We start from the raw sequence: 21,683 nt of genomic DNA on the forward strand, positions 1-21,683 counted from the left end.
CGTCCTGCTGTTCCGTCAACGTCCTGCTGTTCCGTCAACGTCCTGCTGTTCCGTCAACGTCCTGCTGTTCCGTCAACGCTGTGTCGTCACGGCCCGTCGGGCCATCAGCCGGCGCTCCTCGATCGCTCGCCCGATGTCCTGCAGCAGCACCGGTTTGCGGGTGACCAGATCCTCGAGCACGGTCCGCTCCAACTCGACGACGGTGACTTCGTCGACAGCGTACGCCGACGTGGACACCGGCTCGCGGGTCAACGTGCTCTGGCCGAGGAAATCACCCGGACCGGCGATGCGGACCTCGACCGCGGAGCCGTCGGCCAGCGGGGCGACCACCCGCACCCGGCCCCGCACCACGAACGTCATGTGGCTGGGAACCTCCCCGGCCACCTGAATCGGCTCACCCGCGCCGTACCGCGCGATGCCGGCGCGGGGGAGCAGGTCCTGCTGTTCGGCCTCGCTGAGCCGCAGCGCCGGCGCGATCGCCGCCAGCGCCGTCGTCAGGCGCTCGGTGGTGACGAAATCGTCCGTGGACCGGTCGAGATGCAGGCCGGCGCGCCGCGCCGCGTACCACACCCAGCGCAGGAAGGTGGACCGGGCCGTGGCGTCGTCGGCGGGGGTGCGCAACGGTATCGACGTCCGGTATTCGCCGCGGCCGGCCGGGGCGGCCGACGGTTCGGCGCCGGGCAGCAGCTGCGGCAGATTGGCGGCCACCCGGGTCAGCATCGCGCACACCTGATCGGGCGCGTCGCCGCCGGCGAACACGGTGGGAACGGTGATGGTGTGGGTGCCGGGCGGACGGCTCAGGTTGGTGAACGACGCGTCGGCGAGTTCCGAGTTCGGTATCACCCGCAGGCCGCCGCCGGTGTCGATGTGGGTCGCGCGCCAGTTCACCTCGACGACCTTGCCCCGCGCCGAGGGAGTGTCCACCCAGTCGCCGATCTGGAACGGCTGCTCGAACAGCACCAGCAGACCGGACACGATCTGGCCGACCGCGTTCTGCAGGGCCAACCCCAGCACGATCGACGAGACACCCAGGGCGGTGAACAGCCCGCCGACATTGGCGCCCCAGATATAGGCCAGGATCAGCGCCAGCCCGACGGCGATCAGCGCGAACCGGGCGACGTCGACGAAGATCGTCGGAATGCGTTTCCGCCAGGTGTCCTCCGGGGCGCCGTGGAACAGGGTGGCGTTGAGCCCGGACAGCAGCAGGATCAGCACCGCGAAGCTGAACGCGGTCGCCACGATCCGCACCGGCGTCGCCTCGGTGGACACCTCGACCGCCTGGACCAGCAGGATCAGCAGCGCGGCGAGCGGCAGAAGGTAATTGCGCAACAGCTGGACCGGGCGCGCCATGATGCTGTTCCGGCGCACCATGGCGTCGTGCAGTTCGGTGAGCAGGATCAGGGCGGCCGGGAACCCCACGGCGACCCCGATCGCCCAGTACAGCCACGCCCCGTCCAGCGCCAGGCTCACGACCGCTGCTCCGTGAGCCGCCAGACCGGTTCCGCCGCACCGTCAATGTCGATCTGTCCGGCCTGCTCGAACCGGTAGGTGTCGCGCAGGACGTCGCGGACCCGGGTGGTGACGAAGATCCCGGGTTTCGCGGTGCCGGTCTGCACCTGATAGGCGATGTTCACCGCGGAGCCCCACATGTCGTAGGCGAGGCGGGAGCGGTCCACCAGGCCGCTCTTGACGGTCCCGGTGTCGATGCCGGCCCGCAGTTCCAGCCGGTGGCCGGTCTCACGGGTGAACCGATCGATGATGCGCTGCAGATCGAGCGCGAAGTCGACGGTGCGCCGGACGTTGTCGAGCCGGGGGACCGACAGACCGCAGCTGGCGATGTAGCCGTTGTGCATGGTACGCACCCGCTCCACCCCGTGGTGGTCGGCTGCCGCGTCGAACTGACGGATCAGCTCGTTGACGATCGGCACCGCCTCCGCGGACGGCAGATTGAACGAGACCTCGTCGAGCCCGACGATGTCGGCGAAGATCACCGTCACGTCCTGATGGTCCTGGGCGATGGTCTGCTCCCCGTCGCGGTAGCGCTGCACCACCGGTTCGGGCATCAGCGAGAGCAGCAGACGGTCGTTCTCCCGGCGTTGTTCGGCGAGCAGCTCCTCCTTGGTGGCGAGATTGCGGCTCATGTCGTTGAAAGCCGCGGTGAGATCGCCGAATTCGTCATGCGAGGTCACCGGCAGCCGGACGTGGTAGTCGCCGGTGGCGACCCTCCGGACCCCCGCTTCGAGCCGGCGGACCGGTCGCACGAAGATCCGGGCCAGCAGCATGGCGGCCAGGCACACCGCGAAGACGATCGACACCGTGGACAGCACCAGGGTGCGGGTGAACTCCACGACCGGTCCGAATGCCTCGGCGGTGTCCTTCTCGGCGACGATGGACCAGTTCAGGCCGGGCAGATCGACCGGCGCATAGGACTGCAGGGCTTCGCGCCCGAGGTAGTCGGTCCCGATCAGCGTGCCGGTCTGGCCGCGCTGGGCGCGGTCGACCGCCTCATTGCGGATCGGTTGGACCAGGGTCGTCCCGCCGCTGCGCAGGGATTCCTCGGCGACGGTGGGCGGGGTGCCGGCTTCGACGACGGCACGCTTGAACTGTTCGGGATCCTCCAGGAACAGCCGTGAATCCGAGCGCATCAGATCATCGGTGCCGACCAGATACGTTTCGCCGGTGCGCCCCAGCCCCACGCTCTCCCACTGGCGGTCGGCGGTCATCACCCGGTTGATCTTGTCGATGGGGAACTGCAGAGCCAGCGCCCCCAGGATGCGGCCCCCGGTGCCGACGGGTGACACCATCCACGCGGTGGGCTCGGAGGTGGGTTGATAGGTGCTGAAGTCGGTGAGGCCGACATGGTCGACCATGTTCGAGCCCAGCGCCTTGCGGTAGGCCTCGCTCAACGCCGTTTCCCGGTACGGCCCGGTGTGCAGGTTGGTGCCGAGGTCGACGCCCTTGTAGGCGCTGTAGACCACGTTGCCCCGGGTGTCGATCAGCAGGGCGTCCTCGAATTCGAAGCGTTCGACGATCTCCCGGAAGAAATCGTGGAATCGCGCGTTGGCCGCCGACCAGGCGCTGCCGTCGCCGGCGTCGTCGTTGTCGATCGCCGCGTCCCAGTCGCTGAACGGCGCGGTGTAGTGGGCCTGCAGGTAGCGCTGGGCACTGCCGGACGGCAGCAGCGCCTCGACGCGGAGCCGGCTGCCGGTGGCCGTCGTGTCGCCGCCGAAGTGGCGTTCGTAGTAGTCGACGATCGCCCGGTGCTGCGCCGGGGTGACGGTGGCGTCGTGCAGTTCGTCGAACGCGTCGGTGAATGCGGTGACCGCGGCGGCGGCGGTGTCGCCCCGGCTGTAGATGACCAGCGAGTTCGTCAGGTCGGAGAACAGCGTTTCCAGCTCTCTGGCCTGCGAGGTGCGGATCTCAATCAGGCCGTCGAACGCCGAGGCGCGCAGCGAGGAACGTCCGGACTGGTACCCGATGAAGCCGACCACGGCGACCGCCAGGACACTGGTCGTCAGCAGCATCATCAACAGCTTCGACTGGATGCTGAAGCGGGGCGTCCAGTGCCGGCGGGGCTTTCTGCGAATGGCCATCGAATCCCGGAGCTTAGCCGGGCTGGGGTACGAGCACTCCGAACATGTCGAAAGCGCTGTTCATTCACCCCGGTTTCTCACCGGGCCGGTTCGATGATCAGCCAGCCGTGGGGGGCGACGTCCACATTCGTGAGGTCGGCGGCCGGCGGCGCGCCGGAACCGGCGACGACCCGCCCTGCACCGAGCCCGATTTCGGACAGTCGCAGCGGCAGCGGTGCGGTGTCGATGTTGAGCGCCACCACCAGCGCGTGTTCACCGCTGCGGGATTCGTACACGTACTGCGTGTTGGTCAGGTGCAGCGGTGCGGTGGTGGCGGTGTGCAGCCAGGGGTTCCGGCGCCGCAGCCCGATGAGGTGCTGGTGCAACCGGACGAGGTCGGCGGCGACGGTGTTCTCGCCCGCACCGGAAACGATTGGCGGCGAACCGAACTCGGGGCGGATGGCGTCGTCACCGCTGAACCGTTCCTCCTTGACGCCGAGGTATCCGGCTTCGTCGCCGGCGTAGATGCTGGGAACCCCGCCGACCGTGAGCAGGAGCACCACCGCGTGTTCGACATGCCGGCGGTCCGCCAACCGGCTGGCGATGCGGGTGACGTCGTGGTTGCCGATGAAGGTCAGCGGGGTGAAGACCGCCAGGAAATCGTTGTGCCGCTGCAGCGCCCAGTCCAGTTCAAAGAAGTTGCCGTCGTTGAGGCTGCTCCAGACGGCCTTCCACAGTTCGTACTGGGTGACCGAGTCGAAGCTGGCGGCCGACACCGTCGCCGCGTAGTCGCCATGGATCACCTCGCCGACGAACCAGGCCTCCGGATGACTCCGGCGCACGTCGGGCAGGACTCGCGCCCAGAACCGGTCGGGCACGGCGTACGCGGCGTCGAGCCGCCAACCGTCGGCGCCCCGGTTCAGCCAGTGCCGGAGCACGTCGACGGTGTAGGCGGCGACCTCGGGGTTGTCGTGATCGAGCGCGATCAGCTCGTCGTGCCCCTCGAACGTCTCGAACCGGTCGCCGCGCCGGCGGAACCAGCCGGACGACCCACCGGCGGCCGCGTCGCGGTACCGCGCGAAATCGGTCCCGACGTGGTGGAACACCCCGTCGAGCAGCACTCTCAGCCCACGCCGGTGCGCCTGCTCGACCAGCTCGTCGAAGTCGGCGTCGGTACCGAGCCGCGGATCGATCCGGTAGTGGTCGGTGGTGTCGTAGCCGTGGCTGCGCGACGCGAAGACCGGACCGAGCGCCAACCCGGAGGCGCCGAGGTCCACCACATGGTCGAGCCAATCCAGCACCCGCCGGAGCCGGTGTTCGTCCGGCCCCGGTGGCCCGGTGGTGGGATCCGTCCAGGGATGAGCGCCGACGAAACCGAGCGGATAGATCTGCCACCAGATGGTGTGGCGCACCCAGTCCGGTCCGGTCACGGCCGGAATTTCCGCTCGTACAGCTCCCTCATGGTCTCGGTGAGCTCGGCCGCCGGTCCGTCCGCGACCAGGCCGGGCGCCACCACCGTGACCGGCAGCGGCGCGACGGGTCCCGGAGGTGCGCCCCACTCGGCCAGCCAGCCGCTCAGCTGCGCCGCCGACGCCGCGTAGACGATCCGGCCCAACCCGACCCAGGCGTGCGCCGCCGCGCACATCGGGCAGTGCTCCCCGGAGGTGTAGACGGTGGCGCGGCCCCGTTCGTCCGGACCGAGATGCTGCGCGGCCCAGCGTGCGATCGCGAACTCCGGATGCCGGGTGCGGTCGCCGCCGCTGACCCGGTTGCGATCCTCGTAGCGGATCTGCCCGTCGGCGTCGACCAGGATCGATCCGAACGGTTCGTCACCCGCGGCGAGCGCGGCCCGCGCCAGCTCCACGCAGCGGTGCAGATATCGGAGGTCGTCGTCGCCAATCGCCACGATGACCGAGTGTAGGGACCGGATGGGGTGACCGAGTGCCGTTCGCCGGGGGCTCTCACCGCGCCGACGCCGGGTCCATCGGTGCGGATCCGCAACAGCTGTCGGCGGTCTGCAGCCGGCAGGCGCACGAGGCCTGCACCGGCGTGTCGGCGCGGGCCAGTGCGACCCTCAGCTGCTGATCGATGATCGCCGCCTCCGCGGTGCGGCCGAGCCGCTGCAGGCATTCGTGATAGCCGTGCAGGCTCCACACATTGTTCGGGTGTCGACAGGCCCGGCTCAGCGTCGAGTCCAGCCCGAGATCGGCGGCGTACACGGCGGCCGCCTCGGTCACCCGGCCCTGTTCGAGCAGCAGCGCCCCGAGGGCGTGGCGAGGCGGTTGCATCCAACCCCACGGCTCGTCGTAGGGCAGGTTGTCGTAGCGGTTGACGGCCCGCCGCAACGCGGTGAAGGCCTCCTCGAACCGCCCTTCGCGGTACGCGATCTCACCGTCGAGCATGGCGTCGGCGACCGCCAGGATGTCGCGGGCGGTGTTGTTGAACAGACAGCGGCTCGGCGGGATCCGCGCGTAGGCGTCGGCGAACGCGGCCCGCTCCGCGTGAGCTCGCTGCAGCTGCCCTTTGACGGCATGGGCGATTCCGCGGCCGTAGTGCACGGTGGCCGCGGTGGTGCAGTACAGGCCGCGATCCGCGGGCAGCGGGTCGGCGATCAGGTCGTCCCACCTGCCGAAACGCACCAGCACGTGGGTGCGCAGCGGCACGAAGGCTTCCAGCCAATCGGCCATCGGCGGGGACTCGACCGACAGCAGTTCGGGCGTCAGCTGTTCCGCCAGTTCGTCGGCGGCCCGCAGCGCGGTGTGGAACCGGCCCTCGAACATCGCCGCGTACACCACGAAATGCAGGTTGTGGGCCCGGTACAGCGAAGAGAAGTTCAAGGGCCCGGCGTGGTCGACGAACCTCCGGTCCGCTTGCACCGCCGCGAGATTCGCGAGGGTCGCGCTGCGATAGTCACCGCAGAGCACGTCGATGTGGCTGGGCATGTGCAGGAGATGACCGGCGTCCGGCACCAGGTCACGCAGCAGGTCGGCGGCCCACAGCGCATCCTCGGGGCGGGCCGACATCTCCATGGTGTGCAGATACAGGTGCAGCACCCCGGGATGGGCGCGGCCCTCGGGGGTGGCCAGCGCCGATTCGAGGATCTCCTTGGCCTCCAGCACCCGCGAACCCGGCGCCGGCTCGCCGGTGTCGATGTCCCACAGCGCCCAGGCCGAGACGTTGATCAGGGCGTCGGCGGCCAGGGCCTGCACATCGACGTCGTCGGGATGTCTGCGCGCGAGCGTGGCCATCGCGTCGGCGTAGGCGTGCCGGCCGGCGGCGAGCGCGTCGAGGTCGTCGGGGTCGTCGGTGGGGAACCGGAGGGTGAGCGCGGCGATCAGCTCCCGGTCGACGGTCGAGGCGGTGCCGCGGGCTGCGGCGTCGAGTTCCCGGCGGGCCCGCGCCAGCGCCCCGGTGCGGTCAGCGGTGTCGAACGCCTCCCACGCCTTGTTGTAGTTGGGGCCGGCCGCATAGGCGATGCCCCACCGGGCGGCGGCGAGGTCCGGGTCGAGCCGCAGCGCCCGCTCGAAGCATCGGACCGCCTCTTCGTGATTGAACGCGTAGGCCCACACCATGCCCCGGTCGCACCACACCTGGGCCTGTCGCACTGTCGTCGGCACGGCGCGATGGTAGGAGCCCAGATCGAAATACGGCTCCATACCGGCACGATAAGCCGCCCCGGCACCACCCGCACGGGAAACAACTTCCGGCCGCCGCTCGTTGACGCCCCGTGTCGATACCCCCGGATCCCTCAGGGCCCCAGATCGCTCAGGACCCCCAGATCGCTCAGGACCCCCAGGTTCAACCGGCCGCGATCCCCGCAGGCCCCGGCGCACCGGGTGCGGCGGTCCCCGCACTTCCGCCGCTGCGGGATCAGGCCGACCGGCTGATCCAACTCGGCCTGGCACGCATAGCCGGTCTTCCTCCGGAGGTCGTGTACGCCGGGGCGCACGAAGCCGACATGCCCGGCGCGGGGTCCGCGTTGTTGGTGCTGCACCCGGCCGTGTTGCCCGCCTCGGTGTTGGCGCCGCATGTCACGGTGGCCGGCCGGTCCGGTTTCGTGGTGGCCGACATGACCGACGTCGACGCGTTCATCCCGATCGACGAGGTGGACCTGCCGGAGGATCCGATCTATCTCATCGACGGCCCGGACCGCGGCGACGAGATGGCCGGCCGGAGTCCGCAGGAGGCGCTGCCGGCCATCACCGGTGCCGGCCGCACCCCGTTGCTCCTCACCGAGGGTCTGCACTGGGTGTTGCAGCAGCCCGGCGTCCTGCAGCGCAACCACTGCTTCATGACGATCGGATCGCGGCGGCGGCGGCCGAACGGCACGCTGGACGCGCGGACACCCGCGCTGTGGCTCAGCAACGGCACCGGCCGGGACGGTGCGCATCGCCGGCACGCCCCGAAGGTGGGCTGGTGCTGGGCCCGTAACCGGCACACCTGGCTGGGCTTCGCGTCGGCCGCGGCCCGACGGCCGGTGCCCGGCGAATTCGACACCATCGCCTGCAACGTGTTCTAGTGCGTCTGTGGTGGAGATACAGCTGGAGAACCTGACGCACGCCGAGCTGGACCGGCTGCGGGCGGTCTACGAGCCGCTCGCCCGGTCGGTGCGGCAACTCATCGACGCGACCATCCGCACCGAGATGGACGCCGACGCGGTGACCGCGGCGACCGCCCAGATCGACGCGGTGACCGCCCGGTTGCGCACCAGGCAGATCGACGGGTCCTTCGGTGTCCGGTACACCACGGCGGGCGCCCCGATGGCCTGGGGCGACGCGGTGTGCGGGGTGCGCAACCCAATCGCTCCGCCGCTGGTCACCGAGCGCGACGGGGATCGGGTGTTCAGCGAGTTCGAGCTGGGAGCGGCCTACGAGGGGCCGACCGGTCACGTCCACGGCGGCGTGTGTGCCATGGTGCTCGACCATCTGCTGGGGGAGGTGGCCGCCGACTCGGACAAGCCGCGATTCACCGGCACCCTGACCGTCCGGTACCGCCGGCCCACCCCGCTGGGTGCGCTGCGCGCCGAGGCGTGGATCGACCGGATCGACGGCCCGAAGGCGTTCGCGGCCGGCCACATCCTGGCCGGGCAGCAGGTGACCGCCGAAGCCGAAGGCGTGTTCATCCTGCCGAAGTGGGCTCGCGGGTAGCCGCGACCGCGAGCAGGCTGCGGGTGATGGTGCCCAGTTCGGCGACCAGCACCCGCGCCGCCCGGTCGTCGCGGGGCAACCGGCCGGCCACCTCTCGCACCTTCTGATCGGCGGCGGTCAGCGCCGCGGTGTCGACCGTCCAGGCCGCCGCCGGATTCGGCGGTGAACCGCGCAGCGCGTCGATGTACTCGTCGACGGCCGCGACGAACTCCCGGTCCAGCTTCGCCGACGGCTGGTCGGGCAGATTGGTCTCCAGTGCGACGCAGGCGCCGGTCACCGCGTTGACCGCGGCCCTGAAGGTACGTAGCCAGCGCCGCAGTTCCCGCGAGTCGACCCGGGTCATCCCGGAGGCCGCCTCGAACGCCGCGCGGGCCCGGAACGCCCGCTGCCACACCGCGGCCAGCACCTCGTTGGGACGGTCGACCCCGTGCACGAACGCCTTGACCACCAGCGCCGCGTAGTCGATCTCGGTCTTCAACAACTCACCGGCCCGCTGCCGCAACCGGACCAGCCCGTCGTCGGGCAGGGCGACGTGGGCCATGATCGCCACCGCACCACCGAGCACCACCGCGAAGACCGGTCCGGTGAAGGTCGCCGGAAGGCCGGTGTCGCCGATGGCGAGGACGAACATCAGCGCCGCCCCGAGCGCAACGTTCACCGCGATGAATCCGTATCGCAACGCCAGATAGGTCGCCGCCACGAGCAGCGCGGCGACCGTGGCCGCCACCAGACCGTCGGGCCGCCACAACACGATCGGCACGGTCGCCACCGCCACCCCGGTGGCGAGTCCGAGAATGCGCCCACCGCACCGGGTGTAGGTGTGGGCGGTCTCGGGTCGCAGCACCAGCAGCACGGTCAACGCCATCCAGTGCCCCTGGTCGAGGTCGCCGTAGCGGGCCAGCGCGATCGCCCCGGCGGTGCCCACCGCCAGCCGCAGCGCATGCCGCAGGACCGGCGACGGCCAGGTCAGCTGGGCCTGGACGGCCGCGAGCACGTCGCCCGGGGTGCGCCGGTGCAGCCGTCCGAACCGCAGTGCCACGGCGTCGCTGACCTGGGCCGCCAACCGCTGCGCGGTGGCCGACCGGTCGCCGTCGACATCGTCGGCGGCGGCCTGCGATCGGTGCAGCGCCTCACGGGCGCGCTGCTGAACGTGCCGACCGCTCCCGGCGGCGGCGGTGAGCGCGTCGGCGGCGGCGGCCAGGGTCCGGGCGATCGGCCCGTCCGGCAGGTCGTCGGCGGCGCCCAGGGCGTACAGCGTGGCACCGATGCGTTCGGGCAGCCGGTAGCTGTCCCGCTGGGCCGGGGAGGGCCGGCGCGAGCTGGTGCGGTCGTAGGTCTGGCGCAGATTCCGCAGCGGTGCCTCGTCAACGTGGACGTCCGAGCCACTCGCCAGCCGCTGCGCGTCGGCGCCCAGCGAGGCCAGTGCCGCGGCGGTGGCCTCCCGCCGTGCCCGCCACGGCCGGGGCGGCCGGATCACCAGCAGCGCGGCCTGCACGCCGCCCGCCACGATCGCCAGCACCGCGGCCGCGGCCGCCTCGATCAGCGCCGGCCCCACCGGCGGGGCGACCACGACCAACAGCGCCACCGCGGCGGCGGTCAGGCCGGCGTCGCCGTCCACCGCCCAGCACATCCCGGCGGCGAAGCACCACACCGCGACCGCGGCGACGAACCACGCGGGATGGCCGCCGGTCAACGCGCCGACGAGCACGGCGAGCCCGCTGCCCACCGCGACCGTCAAGACCGCCGACACCCGGTCGAAGGGGCTGTCCTGCAATGCTGTTGCGCCGGCGACCGCGGCGGCGCCGGCCACCCACATCGCCGCGGTGGGCGACACCAGATACCAGGCCAGGGCGGCGGTGGCCAGCATCGCGATCATGCTGCGGGCCACCGCACCCAGATATGGCGAAGCCAGCCGCGGCAGCCCGATCACCGGCGACCCTCGCACACGGTGCCATTGTTCCCCATGTCGCGTCGGATTCGGGGAGCAGCGCCGCGCGCCACCGGACTGGCGGTGACTCCACTAGGTTCGGTGCGGTGGAGAAGGTGATGGTGACACTGCGATCGGGAGATGCGGACCAGGACTGGTGCACCGGGCTGCGGTCGCGGGTGGCGGCCGAGCTGCTCGAGCTCGGACTGCCCGGACTCACGGTCAACGTGCGCGACGACGCGGTGCGCGGCTCGTTGATGACGTTGACCACGTTGGATCCACCGGTGGTGGCGGTGGTGAGCCTGTGGACCCAGCAGTGCTACGGCGAGCAGGTCCGGGCGGCCCTGGACCGGCTGCGACGCGAATGCGACGTACTGGCAGCGTATCTGGTCACCGAATCGGTGCCGTTGCCGCCGCCGGTCGGCGAAATGGGCGAACGCACCCCGGGTTTGGCCAATGTGGCGTTGTTGCGCCGGCCCGCGGACCTGGATCCGGCGACCTGGTTGCGACGCTGGCACCTCGACCACACCCCGGTCGCGATCGAGACCCAGGCGACGTTCGGCTACACCCAGAACGCGGTGGTCCGGCCGTTGACCGAGGACGCCCCGCGGATCGACGCGATCGTCGAGGAACTGTTCCCGATCGAGGCGGTCACCGATCTGCACGCGTTCTTCGGGGCCGCCGACGACGCCGATCTCGCCGACCGGATGCGCCGGATGGTCGCCAGCACCGAGGCGTTCGGCGCCAACCGCGACATCGACACCGTGCCGACGAGCCGGTATCCGATGCGCACACCCTTCGCCGCCGGCTGACCGGCACGGCTTACGCTGCTGCGCGTGACAGTGCAGATCAGTGATGTCAACAAGGTCCGGACGCTGACCCTGGATCGTCCGGAGGCGCTCAACGCGTTCAACGAGGCGCTCTACGACGCCACCACCGTCGCTCTGCGCGACGCCGACGCGGATCCGGACGTGTCGGTCGTGCTGCTCACCGGCGCGGGCCGGGCGTTCAGCGCCGGCAACGACCTGGTGGAGATGCAGGCCCGGATCACCGACCCGGACTTCACCCCGGGTGAGCACGGTTTCCCGGGGTTGATGAAGGCGCTGCTGGATCTGCGCAAACCGTTGATCTGTGCGGTCAACGGGGTGGCGGTCGGGATCGGCACGACCATCCTGGGGTACGCGGATCTGGTGTTCATGGCCGACACCGCCCGGCTCAAATGCCCGTTCACCAGCCTGGGGGTGGCGCCGGAGGCCGGGTCGTCGTATCTGCTGCCGCAGTTGATGGGCCGGCAGAACGCGGCGTGGCTGCTGATGTCCTCGGAGTGGGTCGACGCCGAGGAGGCGCAGCGGATGGGGATCGCCTGGCGGGTGTGTCCGGTCGACGAACTGCTCGCCGAAGCCCGTCGGCACGCCGAACTGCTCGCCTCCCGTCCGGTCGCCAGTCTGATGGCCGTCAAGCACACGATGGTCGAGCCGATCCGCGCCGACGTGGAGGCGGCGATCGCCCGAGAGTACGACCAGTTCGCCGAACTGCTCGGCGGTGCGGCCAACGCCGACGCGCTCGCCGAGTTCACCGGCCGCAAGAAGTGATTTCGGCGTTCTGACGTTCGCTCAGCGACCGTCAGCACGCCGAAATCGCTGGTCAGGACCGGACTGCGCGCAGCACCGCCTCGGTGATCCGGGTGCAGAACGCCTCCGCGTCCTCGTCGGAGTGGGTCAGCGCGCGCAGGAACGTCGCGCCCCGGATCAGCTCGAACACCGCGTCCGGATCGCAGTCGGGTGCGGCCTGCCCGGCGGCTTTCGCCCGTTCGAGCATCGCGGCGATGGCGGCGCGCACCGGCAGTTCACCGCGGGTCATCAGCCGCCGGTAGTCGTCGGGGTTGCGGCTGTAGGCCGACATCAGCCCCGGCACCGCCGCCCGGGCCGCCGGCTCCATCGCGACAGTCAGGAACAGTCGCACCCAGGTGCCCAGATCGGCCTCCAGATCTCCGGTGGGCTCGGGCAGTTCGAAGGTGTCCAGATGCAGGACGGCCTCTTCGATGAGCTCGTGCTTGTGCTGCCATCGACGGTAGATGGTGGGCACGCTGACCCCGGCGCGATCGGCGATCAACGCCAATGTGGTGGCGTCATAGCCGTGTTCGACCACGACGTCCCGCGCGGCCGCGCGGATGGCGTCGTCGAGCGCCGGGTCGCGCGGCCGCCCGGGAGAGCGTGCGCCGCTGCCGGGCATCAGTTCTCCTCGAGTTCCGCCGAAACGCCCATTACGTTACATCGATTAACGTAATGTCTGGCGCGTGCTCACCCCCTACGACGAGTTGATGTGCCATCAGCTGTCCACCACCTTCGACCACGTGGCGCAGTCGGATCTGCGCTGGACCGAACGGGTGGTGATCTACGGGTTCGACCCGGAGAGCCTGACCAGCGTGATGACCGGGATGGCGCGCTATCCCAACCGCAATGTGACCGACGCGTACGCGATGGTGACCGTGGACGGTCAGGCCCACGTGGTGCGCACATCCCGGGAGATCGTCCCGTTCGGCGGCGAGAATCCCGGCGGGACAGACGGATTGACGTTCTGGTCGGTGGGGCCCTACCGCTACGAGGTGCGCGAGCCGCTGCGCCGGGTGCGTGCCACGCTGGAGCCGGGCCACGGGCTGGCGCTGGACGTGGACTTCGCCGGGACCTTCGACTGCTACGAGCAGGCCCCGGCGTTCTTCCGCGACCGCGGCCGGGTGGATGAGGACGCCCGCCGCTTCTATCAGGTGGGCCGCGCCTCGGGCGGGATCACGGTGGGGGACCGGCGGATCGACATCGACGACAGCTGGCACTTCGGACGCGACCACTCCTGGGGAGTGCGGCGCGGCGGCGGTGGCGGCGACCTTCCCGAGACCTCGATCCTGCAGCCCCGCACCATCCCGGACGGCGTGCTCTACTTCATGGGCATCTTCGAATTCGACGACCGGCTGGTGCATTTCGCGCAGCGCGAGACCGCCGACGGTGAGGTCTTCCACTATGAGGGGGAGATGCTCGCCCCGTCGTCGACCGGACGGCCGAGCACACCGATCACCCGGGTGTCCCACGATTTCACCTTCCGCGACGACCTGCGGGTGATCAGCGGCGGGAAGGTGACGATCCACACCGCCGACGGCTCCGCGGAGGACATCACCATCACGCCGTTGACCGGCTTCTGGCCCGGCTTCGCCGGCTACGACGAGTACCGCGGGTACGCCTCCGGTCATTGGCGGGGTCCCAGCTACGTCGACAGCTTCGTCGTCGACACCACCGACCCGGCGGAGGTCGGCCAGGTCAGCCTGCTCAGCGAGACGTTCTGCCGGGTCCGGTGCGGTGACGCGGTGGGCCACGGCCTGGTGGAGATGGTGTTCGTCGGCCGCAATGAGCGCTATGGCTACGCCGGGTACTGAGGACATCCGGCCCACCGAGGCGGAACTGCCCGCTCGGCTGGAACCGGTCATTCACCGACGGCTGCCGGACACGGCCGGAACACGCATCACGAACTGGCGGGCGGCCGAACGGGGAATGTCCACCGAGACGTTCCTGTTCGACCTGCAGCGCGACGGCCCGGACGGCCCGGTCACGGTGCGGCGGCTGGTGTTCCGCCGGCCGCCCGCGGTCAGTCTGTTCCCCGACTACGATCTGCTGCGCCAGGTGCTGGTGATGAACCGGCTGCGCGACACCGAGGTTCCGGTGCCCACGGTGTGCTGGCTCGACCGCGACGGCATGGAGCTGGGCACGCCGTACTATGTGATGGAGCAGATCCCGACGATCGGCAGCCCCGGGGATTTCCCGTCGTATCACTGCGCGGGGATGTACTTCGACGCGACCTCGCAGCAGCGCACCACGATGTGGACCGGCTGCGTTCGGGCGATGGCCGATGTGCACACCCTGGATTGGCGGGCGCTGCGGCTGGACGCGCTGCTCATGCCGGACCGGGGGCGCCACCCGCTGGAGCAGGTTGTCGACTATTACACCGACGCGCTGCACTGGGCCTCCGACGGCGACCCGCGCCCGGAACTGGCCGCCGCCGCCGAGTGGCTGCGCCGCCACCTCTACGAACCGGAACACCTCGCGCTGTGCTGGGGGGACAGCCGGTTGTCGAACATCCTGTACGGCGAGGATTTCGCGGTGAACGCGGTGGTCGACTGGGAGATCGCCTACATCGGCGACCACGAGGCGGACCTGGCGTGGTTCCTGTTCATCGACTGGGCGTTCTCGGAGTACGAGGGGACACCGCGGCTACCAGGCACGCCCGGCCGCGACGAGACGATCGAGCTCTACCAGCGGTTGAGCGGTCTACCGGTGCGGAACCTGCGCTACAACGAGCTGCTCGCCGTGCTGGCGTTGTCGGTGCCGGTCACCCGGTTGGAGACCAAACTGCGCAGCGATGGTCTGCTCGCCGAGGGATTCGATCTGCTGGGCTTCTGCGTGGAGCGGGCGCGTCAGCTGCTCGGCTGACGGCCTCGCCGTTGACCGTCGGACAGCCGTTGACCTGGTGTGCTGCGATGATCGCCCGTAGGGTGCGGCGGCACCGGCCGCAGTCCGCACCGGCCCCGCAGGCCTCGGCGATCTCCTTCGAGGTGCGCGCGCCGGCGGCGACGACCTCGTCGACGACCTGGCTGGTCGCCCCAGTGCACAGACAGACAAACATCAGCGCATCCGATTTCCCGACTCGTCCACGCTCATGAGGTGTACGAACTTTCCGACGAACAATGAGGGGTAGGCACCCAGACCCGCCTTGGTCATCCACTCGGCGGCGGCATCGGGATGGTCGATCCACTGCCGGGCGGCCGCTTCGCTCTCGATCTCCTGCAGGATCATCACCTCGTGCCCGTCGTCGAGCGCGCGGTAGACCCAGATCCGACGGACTCCGGCGCTGGTGAATCGGTCCAGCGCGTCGCGCACCTTGATCATCAGGTTCGACACATCGTCGACGGCGGCCATCGCGCCGACGATCACGTTGGCGATCGCGTCGGCCGGGGCGGGCTCGAACAGGTCGAGCCGTTCCACGACCTGGCCGCCGAAAATCGGCGGGATGTCCTGCACACCGGCGATGTCGAACCATTCGAAAACACGCGACGATCCCAGCAGTTCCCGAATGGAATGCGGCTCCCGAATACCGATGGTGACCAGAATTCGACCCGGTTCCCATAGCGAGGAATAAACGACCACATGGTGTGCGCCGAATTCGGCGAGGCCGTCACGTTGCCGCTGCATCCAACGCCACATGCCGTCGACGTCTTCGACGCGGAAATCGCAGGCGACGATAAGCGAATCCAGGTCGTATTCGCTCATCCATCACCACCTGTCCGGAGCGCCCGCCGCAAGGTTCGCTTAGTCTAACCTAACTTAGGAGAGCCTGTCCAGACATCGCGGGCGAACTTAGGTAAGGCAGACCAGACCTGCATGTTCACCGGCCCGGCCGCCGCGTCGACACACCCGAAACACGCCGGAGAACCGCGTTTTGACGGTGGTCCCGGGGTATCCGCTGCACTAGATTCATCACCAGATCCATCGATGTACGACCACTGCACCACTTCGAGCGACACCTGATCAGCCCGCCGGTGTTAAGGAGCGACGATGCAAGGCGATCCCGAAATTCTCAAACTGCTCAATGAGCAATTGACCAGCGAACTGACCGCCATTAATCAGTACTTCTTGCATTCGAAAATGCAGGAGAGTTGGGGTTTCACCGAATTAGCGGAAATCACCCGTCGGGAATCCTTCGACGAAATGAACCACGCCGAAGAGATCACCGACCGAATTCTGCTCCTCGACGGGTTGCCGAATTACCAGCGGCTGTTTTCGCTCCGCGTCGGTCAGAACGTCCGCGAGCAGTTCGAGGCCGACCTCGCCCTCGAGTACGAGGTGGTGGCGCGGCTCCGGCCGGGCATCATCATGTGCCGGGAGAAGGAAGACGCCACCACCGCGAACCTGTTCGAGAAGATCCTCGCCGACGAGGAGGAGCACATCGACTACCTGGAGACCCAGCTGGAGCTGATGGACAAGCTGGGTGAGGAACTGTATCTGGCCCAGTGCGTCGCCCGCGCACCGAAGAACACGTCGGCCGACGGCTGATCCGGGCGCCGATGCCGAGGAGGCTGGGGATGCCCGGGATGCGGGAGCGGGGGAGAGGATGAGCCGGATCGGAACCGCCGACGACGATGTCGCCGGGTGGGTGACGAAGTCACCGGAACTCGGCGGTGCGTTGGCGCACTTCAGCAACGCCGTCTACACCCGGGGCCGGCTGCCGCTGCGGGTGCGTGAGCTGGCCCGAATCGTGATCGCACAGGCCAACGAGTGCACGGTGTGCCTGAACACCCGGGATTCAACCGGCCCGGAAGCCGGTGTAAACGAGGAGCTCTACGCCCACGCCCATGAGTGGCGGACCTGGCCCGGTTACTCCGCGGCGGAACGCATCGCCGCGGAGTTCGCGCACCGGTTCGCCACCGACCACACCGGGCTCCGTGACGACGAGGACTTCTGGGCGCGGTGCGCCGAGCATTTCGACGCCGAGTTGCTGACCGACCTGGCGCTGTCGTGTGCGATGTGGTTGGGCATGGGCCGGATGCTGCGCACCCTCGACATCGGGCAGGCCTGCAAACTCACCCTGTAGCCGGTAGTCGTCGGACCGCAGTGGGCCCCCTCTGCGACAGAGGGGGCCCACCCGGTCGGACTGTGGCTACTGGTTATTCGTCCCCGCTGTCCGAGCTACTCGCAGCGGAGGCGTTGGCACCGGCTTTCTTGACACCGGGCCGCGGCTTCGTCGCGCCGAGCTTGTTGTTCGAGCTCGAGTCGGCTGCGGTGAGAGCGGCGGTGGAGGGGCCGGCCTTGTTGCCGTCGCTCAGGTTTGTCGCACCGTTGACAGTGTCGCCGGTCCCTCCTGTCACGCCGTCGGCGCCTTCCAAACCCGTTTCGGTAACGAGCGATTCGGCTCTGTCGCTGCTGTCGGTGTCGGTACCGTCAGCGTCAGCCTTTTCGGCTTCGGTGCGACCATCGCCGTTTCCGCCGGTGTCGTCGGCAGCGGTGATCGAGGCCGTCACGGTAGTAGCCGCGACATCACCCGATTCGACCGGGGCCTTCGCATCCTTCGAGTCCTTGTCGGCAAGGGGCGACGATGCGGCCTCGAGGCTGTGATCCGCAGCATCCACGCTGAGGGACACGACCGAGGCGCCGGCTCCGAGGGTCATCGGCGGCGGCACCGGGTCTGGTCCAGTGGGTGGAATGGGAGTGAGTGCGCGCGCGATGAGATTGCGCGCTGCGATCAAAGCGCTGAGCGGACCGTCGGCAGTCAGCAGGCCCGGACCCCCGGCGAATCCGTTCAAGAGCGCGTCCTTGACGATGATCGGCGTACTCAGTGCGACACCGAGCGCCGTCAGGAAGTCTCCTTCGCCGAAGGCGTCGGAGATCGATTGCGCGGCGTCGAACGTCGCGTTGATTGTGCCCATGATCGGCAGGAGCGTCGGGAACAGGACGCTGCCGACGACGTTCGGAAGTTGCGCGGCCGCATTCGCGAGGTTCTGTGTGGAGTTCTGCAAGAGCCCCAGCGGCGCGGAGATCACACCCAGCAGCGGCAGGCCCGCGAAGACCAGGATCTGCCCGAGTGTCTGCCCCGCACCGATGAAGTTCCCGGCCTGGATCTGCTCCACGAACATCCCCAAGCTGGTTCGGACCCCTTCGATCAGATCCGGCAGTAGTTCACCGATTGTCGACGCCAGGGTCCGGAGGTATTCGACGTTGGCAATCTGGTTCGCGACCAACTGCTCCAGTATCGGCGCCGGATCGGCGAGGATTTGATTAACCAGGCCACCGACGTTTCCTGTGGTGTTCTGGAAGAGCTGGGTCAACGCGACGAGCGGATTCGATTCCGCGGCGAGATCCACCGGAGCGACCGCGGTCGGTGCCGCGTGCACCTTGATGTCAGGCGGAAGCGGCGCGATTGCCGGGGCGACAGCGATGACGCTGGCTCCGGCGAGGGCAACCCCTGCCGTGAGGTAGGGGCGTAATCGGGCATGCATAACTGAACGACTCCTTCCAGCCGTTTGCAGATGTCGGACGCCCGTAAACTTACCCGACAGTAGGGAAAAATTTGTCAAATCTGTGAAACAGCTGAGAAATGCTCGAGTGCCACTCGAGTACCACTCGAGTACCAGGGATGCCACAGGCTTGACGGTGCTGATCTCGACGGCCTTGGGCGGTACGCGCCGTGAGACCAGCGGTGGGCCCCCTGCGCCGAGAGGGGGCCCACCGCTGGGTTCCGGGTGGGTGTCAGCTACTTGTCGTCGCTGCCCGAATCGGTGCCTGATCTACTCGACCCGGTCGATGACGCCGACGCATCCGATCCGGTCGTGGTGGCGCGTTTGGCCCCGACGACGCCGCGCACTCCGTTGTGAACAGAGGTTGCCGCATCGCGGTGTTGGCCTCGAACCCCTCTGGCCGGCGCCGGCCGCTCCCCGGTCTTGCTGACTCCGGTGGCAGCCTCACCGGGAACCGCTTTGAGGCTGCTTCTGGTGCGGGTGCCGTCATCCTCGACGACGGTGGACAGTGCGCCCTTCGTCGTGACGGTCCCGTCGGCATCGTCAGCCGCGGTGAGTTCAGAGCCGGCTACTCCCTCTTCGGTGACGGAGTCTTCGCTCTGTCCCGCCACCGCACCGACCTTGCTCACCCCGGCGGTCGGGACAGTCACGTCGAGCGTGACGGTGTCGCCCGTATCTATTGCCGCGGAACTGATTTCGTCAGCCGCAGTGCCGACCGTCAAGGTCGCCCCCAACGCACCGGCGATGGCATCACGCAACCCGAGTAGCTGGTTGATCGTGCCCAGGACGTTCGGGGTGAGAAGCCCGGAATCGATGCCGTCCCCGTTGAGCAGGCCGCCGATCATCCCGGCGGGACCGGTGATGAACGCATTGGCCAGGCCTTCGAGGTCGCCCGAGGTGACCGCGTCGAAGACATCCTGAGCGAATGTGCCGCCACCCTTCACCAGCCCCGTATAGACCGGGTTGAGTGCGCCGACCGCGAGAAGCATGATCGGAGCCTGAACGGCGTCCACCACGTTCAGCAGGTTCTGTACGGGCTGTCGGATGACTTGATGCACCGCCGGGATGAGGAGCGTGGCCGGGCCGACGAGCGGAGTGATCGTGGCCTGCCACAGCCCGATGATCGCCCCCTCGATGTTGCCGGCCATCAGATGATCCAGGGCCACCCGAAGATTCGCCGGCACGCCGCGTGGGTTGTCCGGAGACAGCGCCTCGCCCAGCTGTGTGCCCGCTAGTTGGAGGGCATTGCCGAGGATCTCCGCGCTGGCGAGTTGGTTGGCGATCAGTTGCTGCAGTATCGGCGCCGGGTTGGCGGCGATGCGTTCCCCGATCACGCTCAGGTTCGCCAGGGTCTCCTCGATCAGCGCCCCGTACACCTCGAAGGGGTTGGCGAGTGCCGTGAGGTGAACCTCGGTGGACGAGAATGGGGTGGTCACCACCTGGATATCCGGTGGCGACGGTGGTGCCAGCACGGGAGCAACCGCGACCGCGGTGGCGCCCACGAGAGCCACGCCCGCCGTCACACAGGGACGGACAGTTGCGCGCATGAACGACTCCTTCCAGCCGTGTAGTGATGTCGGCGGCGCACAACTTACCGGACGGTAACAATCCTCGGCCCGAAACCGGAAACTCTTGCAGGCTACCGATTTTCGGCGAATACCCCGATTGGTTAGCTGGCCGAGAGATCGTGCGGTGCTCATCGCCGGGAGGCCCGGTGAGCGGCCTCCCGGCACAGGTGTTTGCCCACCTGCGCGGCGGTCGGCGGATCCGTTGAACCGGCGGGCAAAGTGGCTGTCGGTGACATGAATGAGCAGCGGCGAACTCCCGACATCCGCCTGCCCGACGGCTTGTCGCGCGCGGGCGAATGGGCTCGAACCTCATCATGAATTTCTGGCAAGTCGATCGGCTTCGCCGCTCCCGACCGGCGCGTGCAGTCACCTCGGTCGGTCGACGTTGCCGGGGATCGGGCAGGCCGCTTCCGGTGGGCGAGCACCGTTCGTCAGCCCCCATGACTCGGCGAGCCGGCTGCTTTTGCGGACCGGCTGCGCGGACGACCGTCACGTGACACGCTCGACGCGGACCCGATTGCACCGGAGGGACGATATGACTGCTCCCACCATGCTCCAGCGACTGGCGGCAGAGACCTTCGGCACGTTCTGGCTGGTGTTCGGCGGCTGCGGCAGCGCGGTCTTCGCCGCGACCGTGCAGACCGACGACGGCGTCCTGCTCGGCATCGGATTCCTCGGCGTGTCACTGGCGTTCGGGCTGACCGTGCTGACCGGCGTCTACGCCTTCGGCACCGTCTCGGGCGGCCACTTCAACCCGGCGGTGACGCTGGGCGCCGCCATCGCCCGCCGGGTGGAATGGAAGGCGCTGCCGCTCTACTGGGCGGTGCAGGTGAGGGCGGGCTCCTCGCCGGGCTGCTCATCTTCGTCATCGCCGAGGGCCGGGAGGGTTTCGAGGCCACCGGCAACATGGCCGCCAACGGGTACGGCGACCACTCGCCGACCGGTTATTCGCTGTGGGCGGTGGCGATCGCCGAGATCGTGCTGACCGCGGTGTTCCTGTTCGTGATCCTCGGCGCCACCGAGGAACGGGCGCCGAAAGGCTTCGCCGGCCTCGCGATCGGTCTCACCCTCACCCTGATCCATCTGGTGTCGATCCCGATCTCCAACACCTCGGTGAACCCCGCCCGCTCAACCGGCGTCGCGTTCTTCAACGGGGACGGCGCCCCCGGTCAGCTGTGGCTGTTCTGGGTGGCGCCACTGATCGGCGCCGCGATCGCCGGCGCGGTGTATCCGCTGCTGTTCGGCACCCGTGAACAGCTCGCGGAACGGCCGGTGCGCGAGGAAGCGCTCGACACCGGCCGGCGGCGCGGACCACGGAATCCACCCCTCCGCTAGCTGACCGGCCGCACGGTTTAGAGGTGGTCTCCGCAGGGCATTCGGGCGGGCAGCGGGTGACGTCACGCGGACGAGACCCGA

18 protein-coding genes and 2 pseudogenes are annotated in these 21,683 nt (G+C 69.0%); 9 read left to right on the forward strand and 11 right to left on the reverse strand.

Annotation, left to right across the window (positions count from 1 at the left end; translation table 11 throughout):
- Positions 1–72 precede the first annotated feature (72 nt).
- From CKW28_RS11410 to CKW28_RS11430, 5 genes are all read right to left on the reverse strand, one after another.
- Positions 73–1,470, reverse strand: coding sequence for a mechanosensitive ion channel domain-containing protein (locus CKW28_RS11410; protein WP_003927515.1), 1,398 nt, complete (start codon positions 1,468–1,470; stop codon positions 73–75).
- Positions 1,467–3,593: an adenylate/guanylate cyclase domain-containing protein gene (locus CKW28_RS11415; protein ID WP_050812078.1), complete on the reverse strand. Its 2,127-nt coding sequence runs from the start codon at positions 3,591–3,593 to the stop codon at positions 1,467–1,469. Before CKW28_RS11415 ends, CKW28_RS11410 begins: the two co-directional genes overlap by 4 nt.
- Before the next feature lie 77 nt (positions 3,594–3,670).
- The gene (locus tag CKW28_RS11420; RefSeq protein WP_003927517.1) at positions 3,671–5,002 is read right to left on the reverse strand and encodes an alpha-amylase family glycosyl hydrolase; all 1,332 of its coding nucleotides are present in this window, start codon (positions 5,000–5,002) and stop codon (positions 3,671–3,673) included.
- A complete protein-coding gene (locus tag CKW28_RS11425; RefSeq protein WP_003927518.1) occupies positions 4,999–5,478 on the reverse strand; it encodes a nucleoside deaminase in 480 nt (159 codons plus the stop codon). Before CKW28_RS11425 ends, CKW28_RS11420 begins: the two co-directional genes overlap by 4 nt.
- A gap of 55 nt (positions 5,479–5,533) precedes the next feature.
- Positions 5,534–7,228, reverse strand: coding sequence for a tetratricopeptide repeat protein (locus tag CKW28_RS11430; RefSeq protein ID WP_003927519.1), 1,695 nt, complete (start codon positions 7,226–7,228; stop codon positions 5,534–5,536).
- 71 nt (positions 7,229–7,299) lie between these two features.
- Here CKW28_RS11430 and CKW28_RS11435 point away from each other — a divergent pair, with 71 nt between their 5' ends.
- Entirely contained in the window at positions 7,300–8,091 is a 792-nt protein-coding gene (locus CKW28_RS11435; RefSeq protein WP_234784906.1) for a DUF5701 family protein, read from the forward strand.
- Between the two features lie 10 nt (positions 8,092–8,101).
- Entirely contained in the window at positions 8,102–8,719 is a 618-nt protein-coding gene (locus CKW28_RS11440) for a PaaI family thioesterase (protein ID WP_003927522.1), read from the forward strand.
- Here the strand turns inward: CKW28_RS11440 and CKW28_RS11445 are convergent.
- On the reverse strand, positions 8,691–10,664 hold the full coding sequence (locus tag CKW28_RS11445; protein ID WP_308210493.1) for an FUSC family protein: 1,974 nt from the start codon (positions 10,662–10,664) through the stop codon (positions 8,691–8,693). The genes CKW28_RS11440 and CKW28_RS11445 overlap by 29 nt on opposite strands.
- Before the next feature lie 89 nt (positions 10,665–10,753).
- Here CKW28_RS11445 and CKW28_RS11450 point away from each other — a divergent pair, with 89 nt between their 5' ends.
- On the forward strand, positions 10,754–11,458 hold the full coding sequence (locus CKW28_RS11450) for an EthD domain-containing protein (protein ID WP_003927524.1): 705 nt from the start codon (positions 10,754–10,756) through the stop codon (positions 11,456–11,458).
- Positions 11,459–11,482: 24 nt separating this feature from the next.
- Complete coding sequence (locus tag CKW28_RS11455; protein WP_003927525.1) at positions 11,483–12,238, forward strand: enoyl-CoA hydratase/isomerase family protein; 756 nt, start codon at positions 11,483–11,485, stop codon at positions 12,236–12,238.
- A gap of 52 nt (positions 12,239–12,290) precedes the next feature.
- Here the strand turns inward: CKW28_RS11455 and CKW28_RS11460 are convergent, their stop codons facing one another.
- Positions 12,291–12,878 (reverse strand): TetR/AcrR family transcriptional regulator, encoded by a 588-nt coding sequence (locus CKW28_RS11460; RefSeq protein WP_003927526.1) that lies wholly within the window; start codon positions 12,876–12,878, stop codon positions 12,291–12,293.
- A 64-nt stretch (positions 12,879–12,942) separates the two neighbouring features.
- On the opposite strand from CKW28_RS11460, the gene CKW28_RS11465 reads away from it, so the two are divergent.
- Both CKW28_RS11465 and CKW28_RS11470 read left to right on the forward strand, forming a co-directional pair.
- Positions 12,943–14,070, forward strand: coding sequence for an Rv3169 family protein (locus CKW28_RS11465; RefSeq protein WP_003927527.1), 1,128 nt, complete (start codon positions 12,943–12,945; stop codon positions 14,068–14,070).
- Positions 14,051–15,121 (forward strand): phosphotransferase family protein, encoded by a 1,071-nt coding sequence (locus CKW28_RS11470; protein WP_003927528.1) that lies wholly within the window; start codon positions 14,051–14,053, stop codon positions 15,119–15,121. Before CKW28_RS11465 ends, CKW28_RS11470 begins: the two co-directional genes overlap by 20 nt.
- Before the next feature lie 19 nt (positions 15,122–15,140).
- On the opposite strand, the pseudogene CKW28_RS24505 reads toward CKW28_RS11470, so the two are convergent.
- Positions 15,141–15,314, reverse strand: a pseudogene (locus CKW28_RS24505) ((2Fe-2S)-binding protein); the annotation flags it as partial.
- Positions 15,314–15,958, reverse strand: coding sequence for a hypothetical protein (locus CKW28_RS11480; protein WP_003927529.1), 645 nt, complete (start codon positions 15,956–15,958; stop codon positions 15,314–15,316). The pseudogene CKW28_RS24505 and the gene CKW28_RS11480, both read right to left, overlap by 1 nt.
- Before the next feature lie 285 nt (positions 15,959–16,243).
- Between CKW28_RS11480 and bfr the strand changes: the two genes are divergently transcribed.
- On the forward strand, positions 16,244–16,741 hold the full coding sequence (gene bfr / locus CKW28_RS11485; RefSeq protein WP_003927530.1) for a bacterioferritin: 498 nt from the start codon (positions 16,244–16,246) through the stop codon (positions 16,739–16,741).
- 58 nt (positions 16,742–16,799) lie between these two features.
- Positions 16,800–17,279, forward strand: coding sequence for a carboxymuconolactone decarboxylase family protein (locus CKW28_RS11490; RefSeq protein WP_003927531.1), 480 nt, complete (start codon positions 16,800–16,802; stop codon positions 17,277–17,279).
- Between the two features lie 73 nt (positions 17,280–17,352).
- Here CKW28_RS11490 and CKW28_RS11495 read toward each other — a convergent pair whose 3' ends face one another.
- Both CKW28_RS11495 and CKW28_RS11500 read right to left on the reverse strand, forming a co-directional pair.
- Positions 17,353–18,681 carry a hypothetical protein gene (locus CKW28_RS11495; protein ID WP_131588073.1) on the reverse strand — a complete coding sequence of 443 codons (1,329 nt, stop codon included), beginning with the start codon at positions 18,679–18,681 and terminating at the stop codon, positions 17,353–17,355.
- Between the two features lie 254 nt (positions 18,682–18,935).
- Entirely contained in the window at positions 18,936–20,246 is a 1,311-nt protein-coding gene (locus CKW28_RS11500) for a hypothetical protein (protein ID WP_131588074.1), read from the reverse strand.
- A gap of 556 nt (positions 20,247–20,802) precedes the next feature.
- Here CKW28_RS11500 and aqpZ point away from each other — a divergent pair.
- Positions 20,803–21,602 (forward strand): annotated as a pseudogene (aqpZ, locus tag CKW28_RS11505) (aquaporin Z).
- Positions 21,603–21,683 lie beyond the last annotated feature (81 nt).

This window comes from Mycolicibacterium thermoresistibile, assembly GCF_900187065.1.
Classification (GTDB): Bacteria; Actinomycetota; Actinomycetes; order Mycobacteriales; family Mycobacteriaceae; genus Mycobacterium; species Mycobacterium thermoresistibile.

Excerpts from the sequence above, each read along its gene's own strand:
- CKW28_RS11415 (WP_050812078.1), bottom strand. The coding sequence starts at position 3,593 with ATGGCCATTCGCAGAAAGCCCCGCCGGCACTGGACGCCCCGCTTCAGC.
- CKW28_RS11430 (WP_003927519.1), bottom strand. The coding sequence starts at position 7,228 with ATGGAGCCGTATTTCGATCTGGGCTCCTACCATCGCGCCGTGCCGACG.
- CKW28_RS11460 (WP_003927526.1), bottom strand. The coding sequence starts at position 12,878 with ATGCCCGGCAGCGGCGCACGCTCTCCCGGGCGGCCGCGCGACCCGGCG.
- CKW28_RS11470 (WP_003927528.1), top strand. The coding sequence starts at position 14,051 with ATGGCTACGCCGGGTACTGAGGACATCCGGCCCACCGAGGCGGAACTG.
- CKW28_RS11480 (WP_003927529.1), bottom strand. The coding sequence starts at position 15,958 with ATGAGCGAATACGACCTGGATTCGCTTATCGTCGCCTGCGATTTCCGC.
- bfr (WP_003927530.1), top strand. The coding sequence starts at position 16,244 with ATGCAAGGCGATCCCGAAATTCTCAAACTGCTCAATGAGCAATTGACC.
- CKW28_RS11490 (WP_003927531.1), top strand. The coding sequence starts at position 16,800 with ATGAGCCGGATCGGAACCGCCGACGACGATGTCGCCGGGTGGGTGACG.
- CKW28_RS11495 (WP_131588073.1), bottom strand. The coding sequence starts at position 18,681 with ATGCATGCCCGATTACGCCCCTACCTCACGGCAGGGGTTGCCCTCGCC.
- CKW28_RS11500 (WP_131588074.1), bottom strand. The coding sequence starts at position 20,246 with ATGCGCGCAACTGTCCGTCCCTGTGTGACGGCGGGCGTGGCTCTCGTG.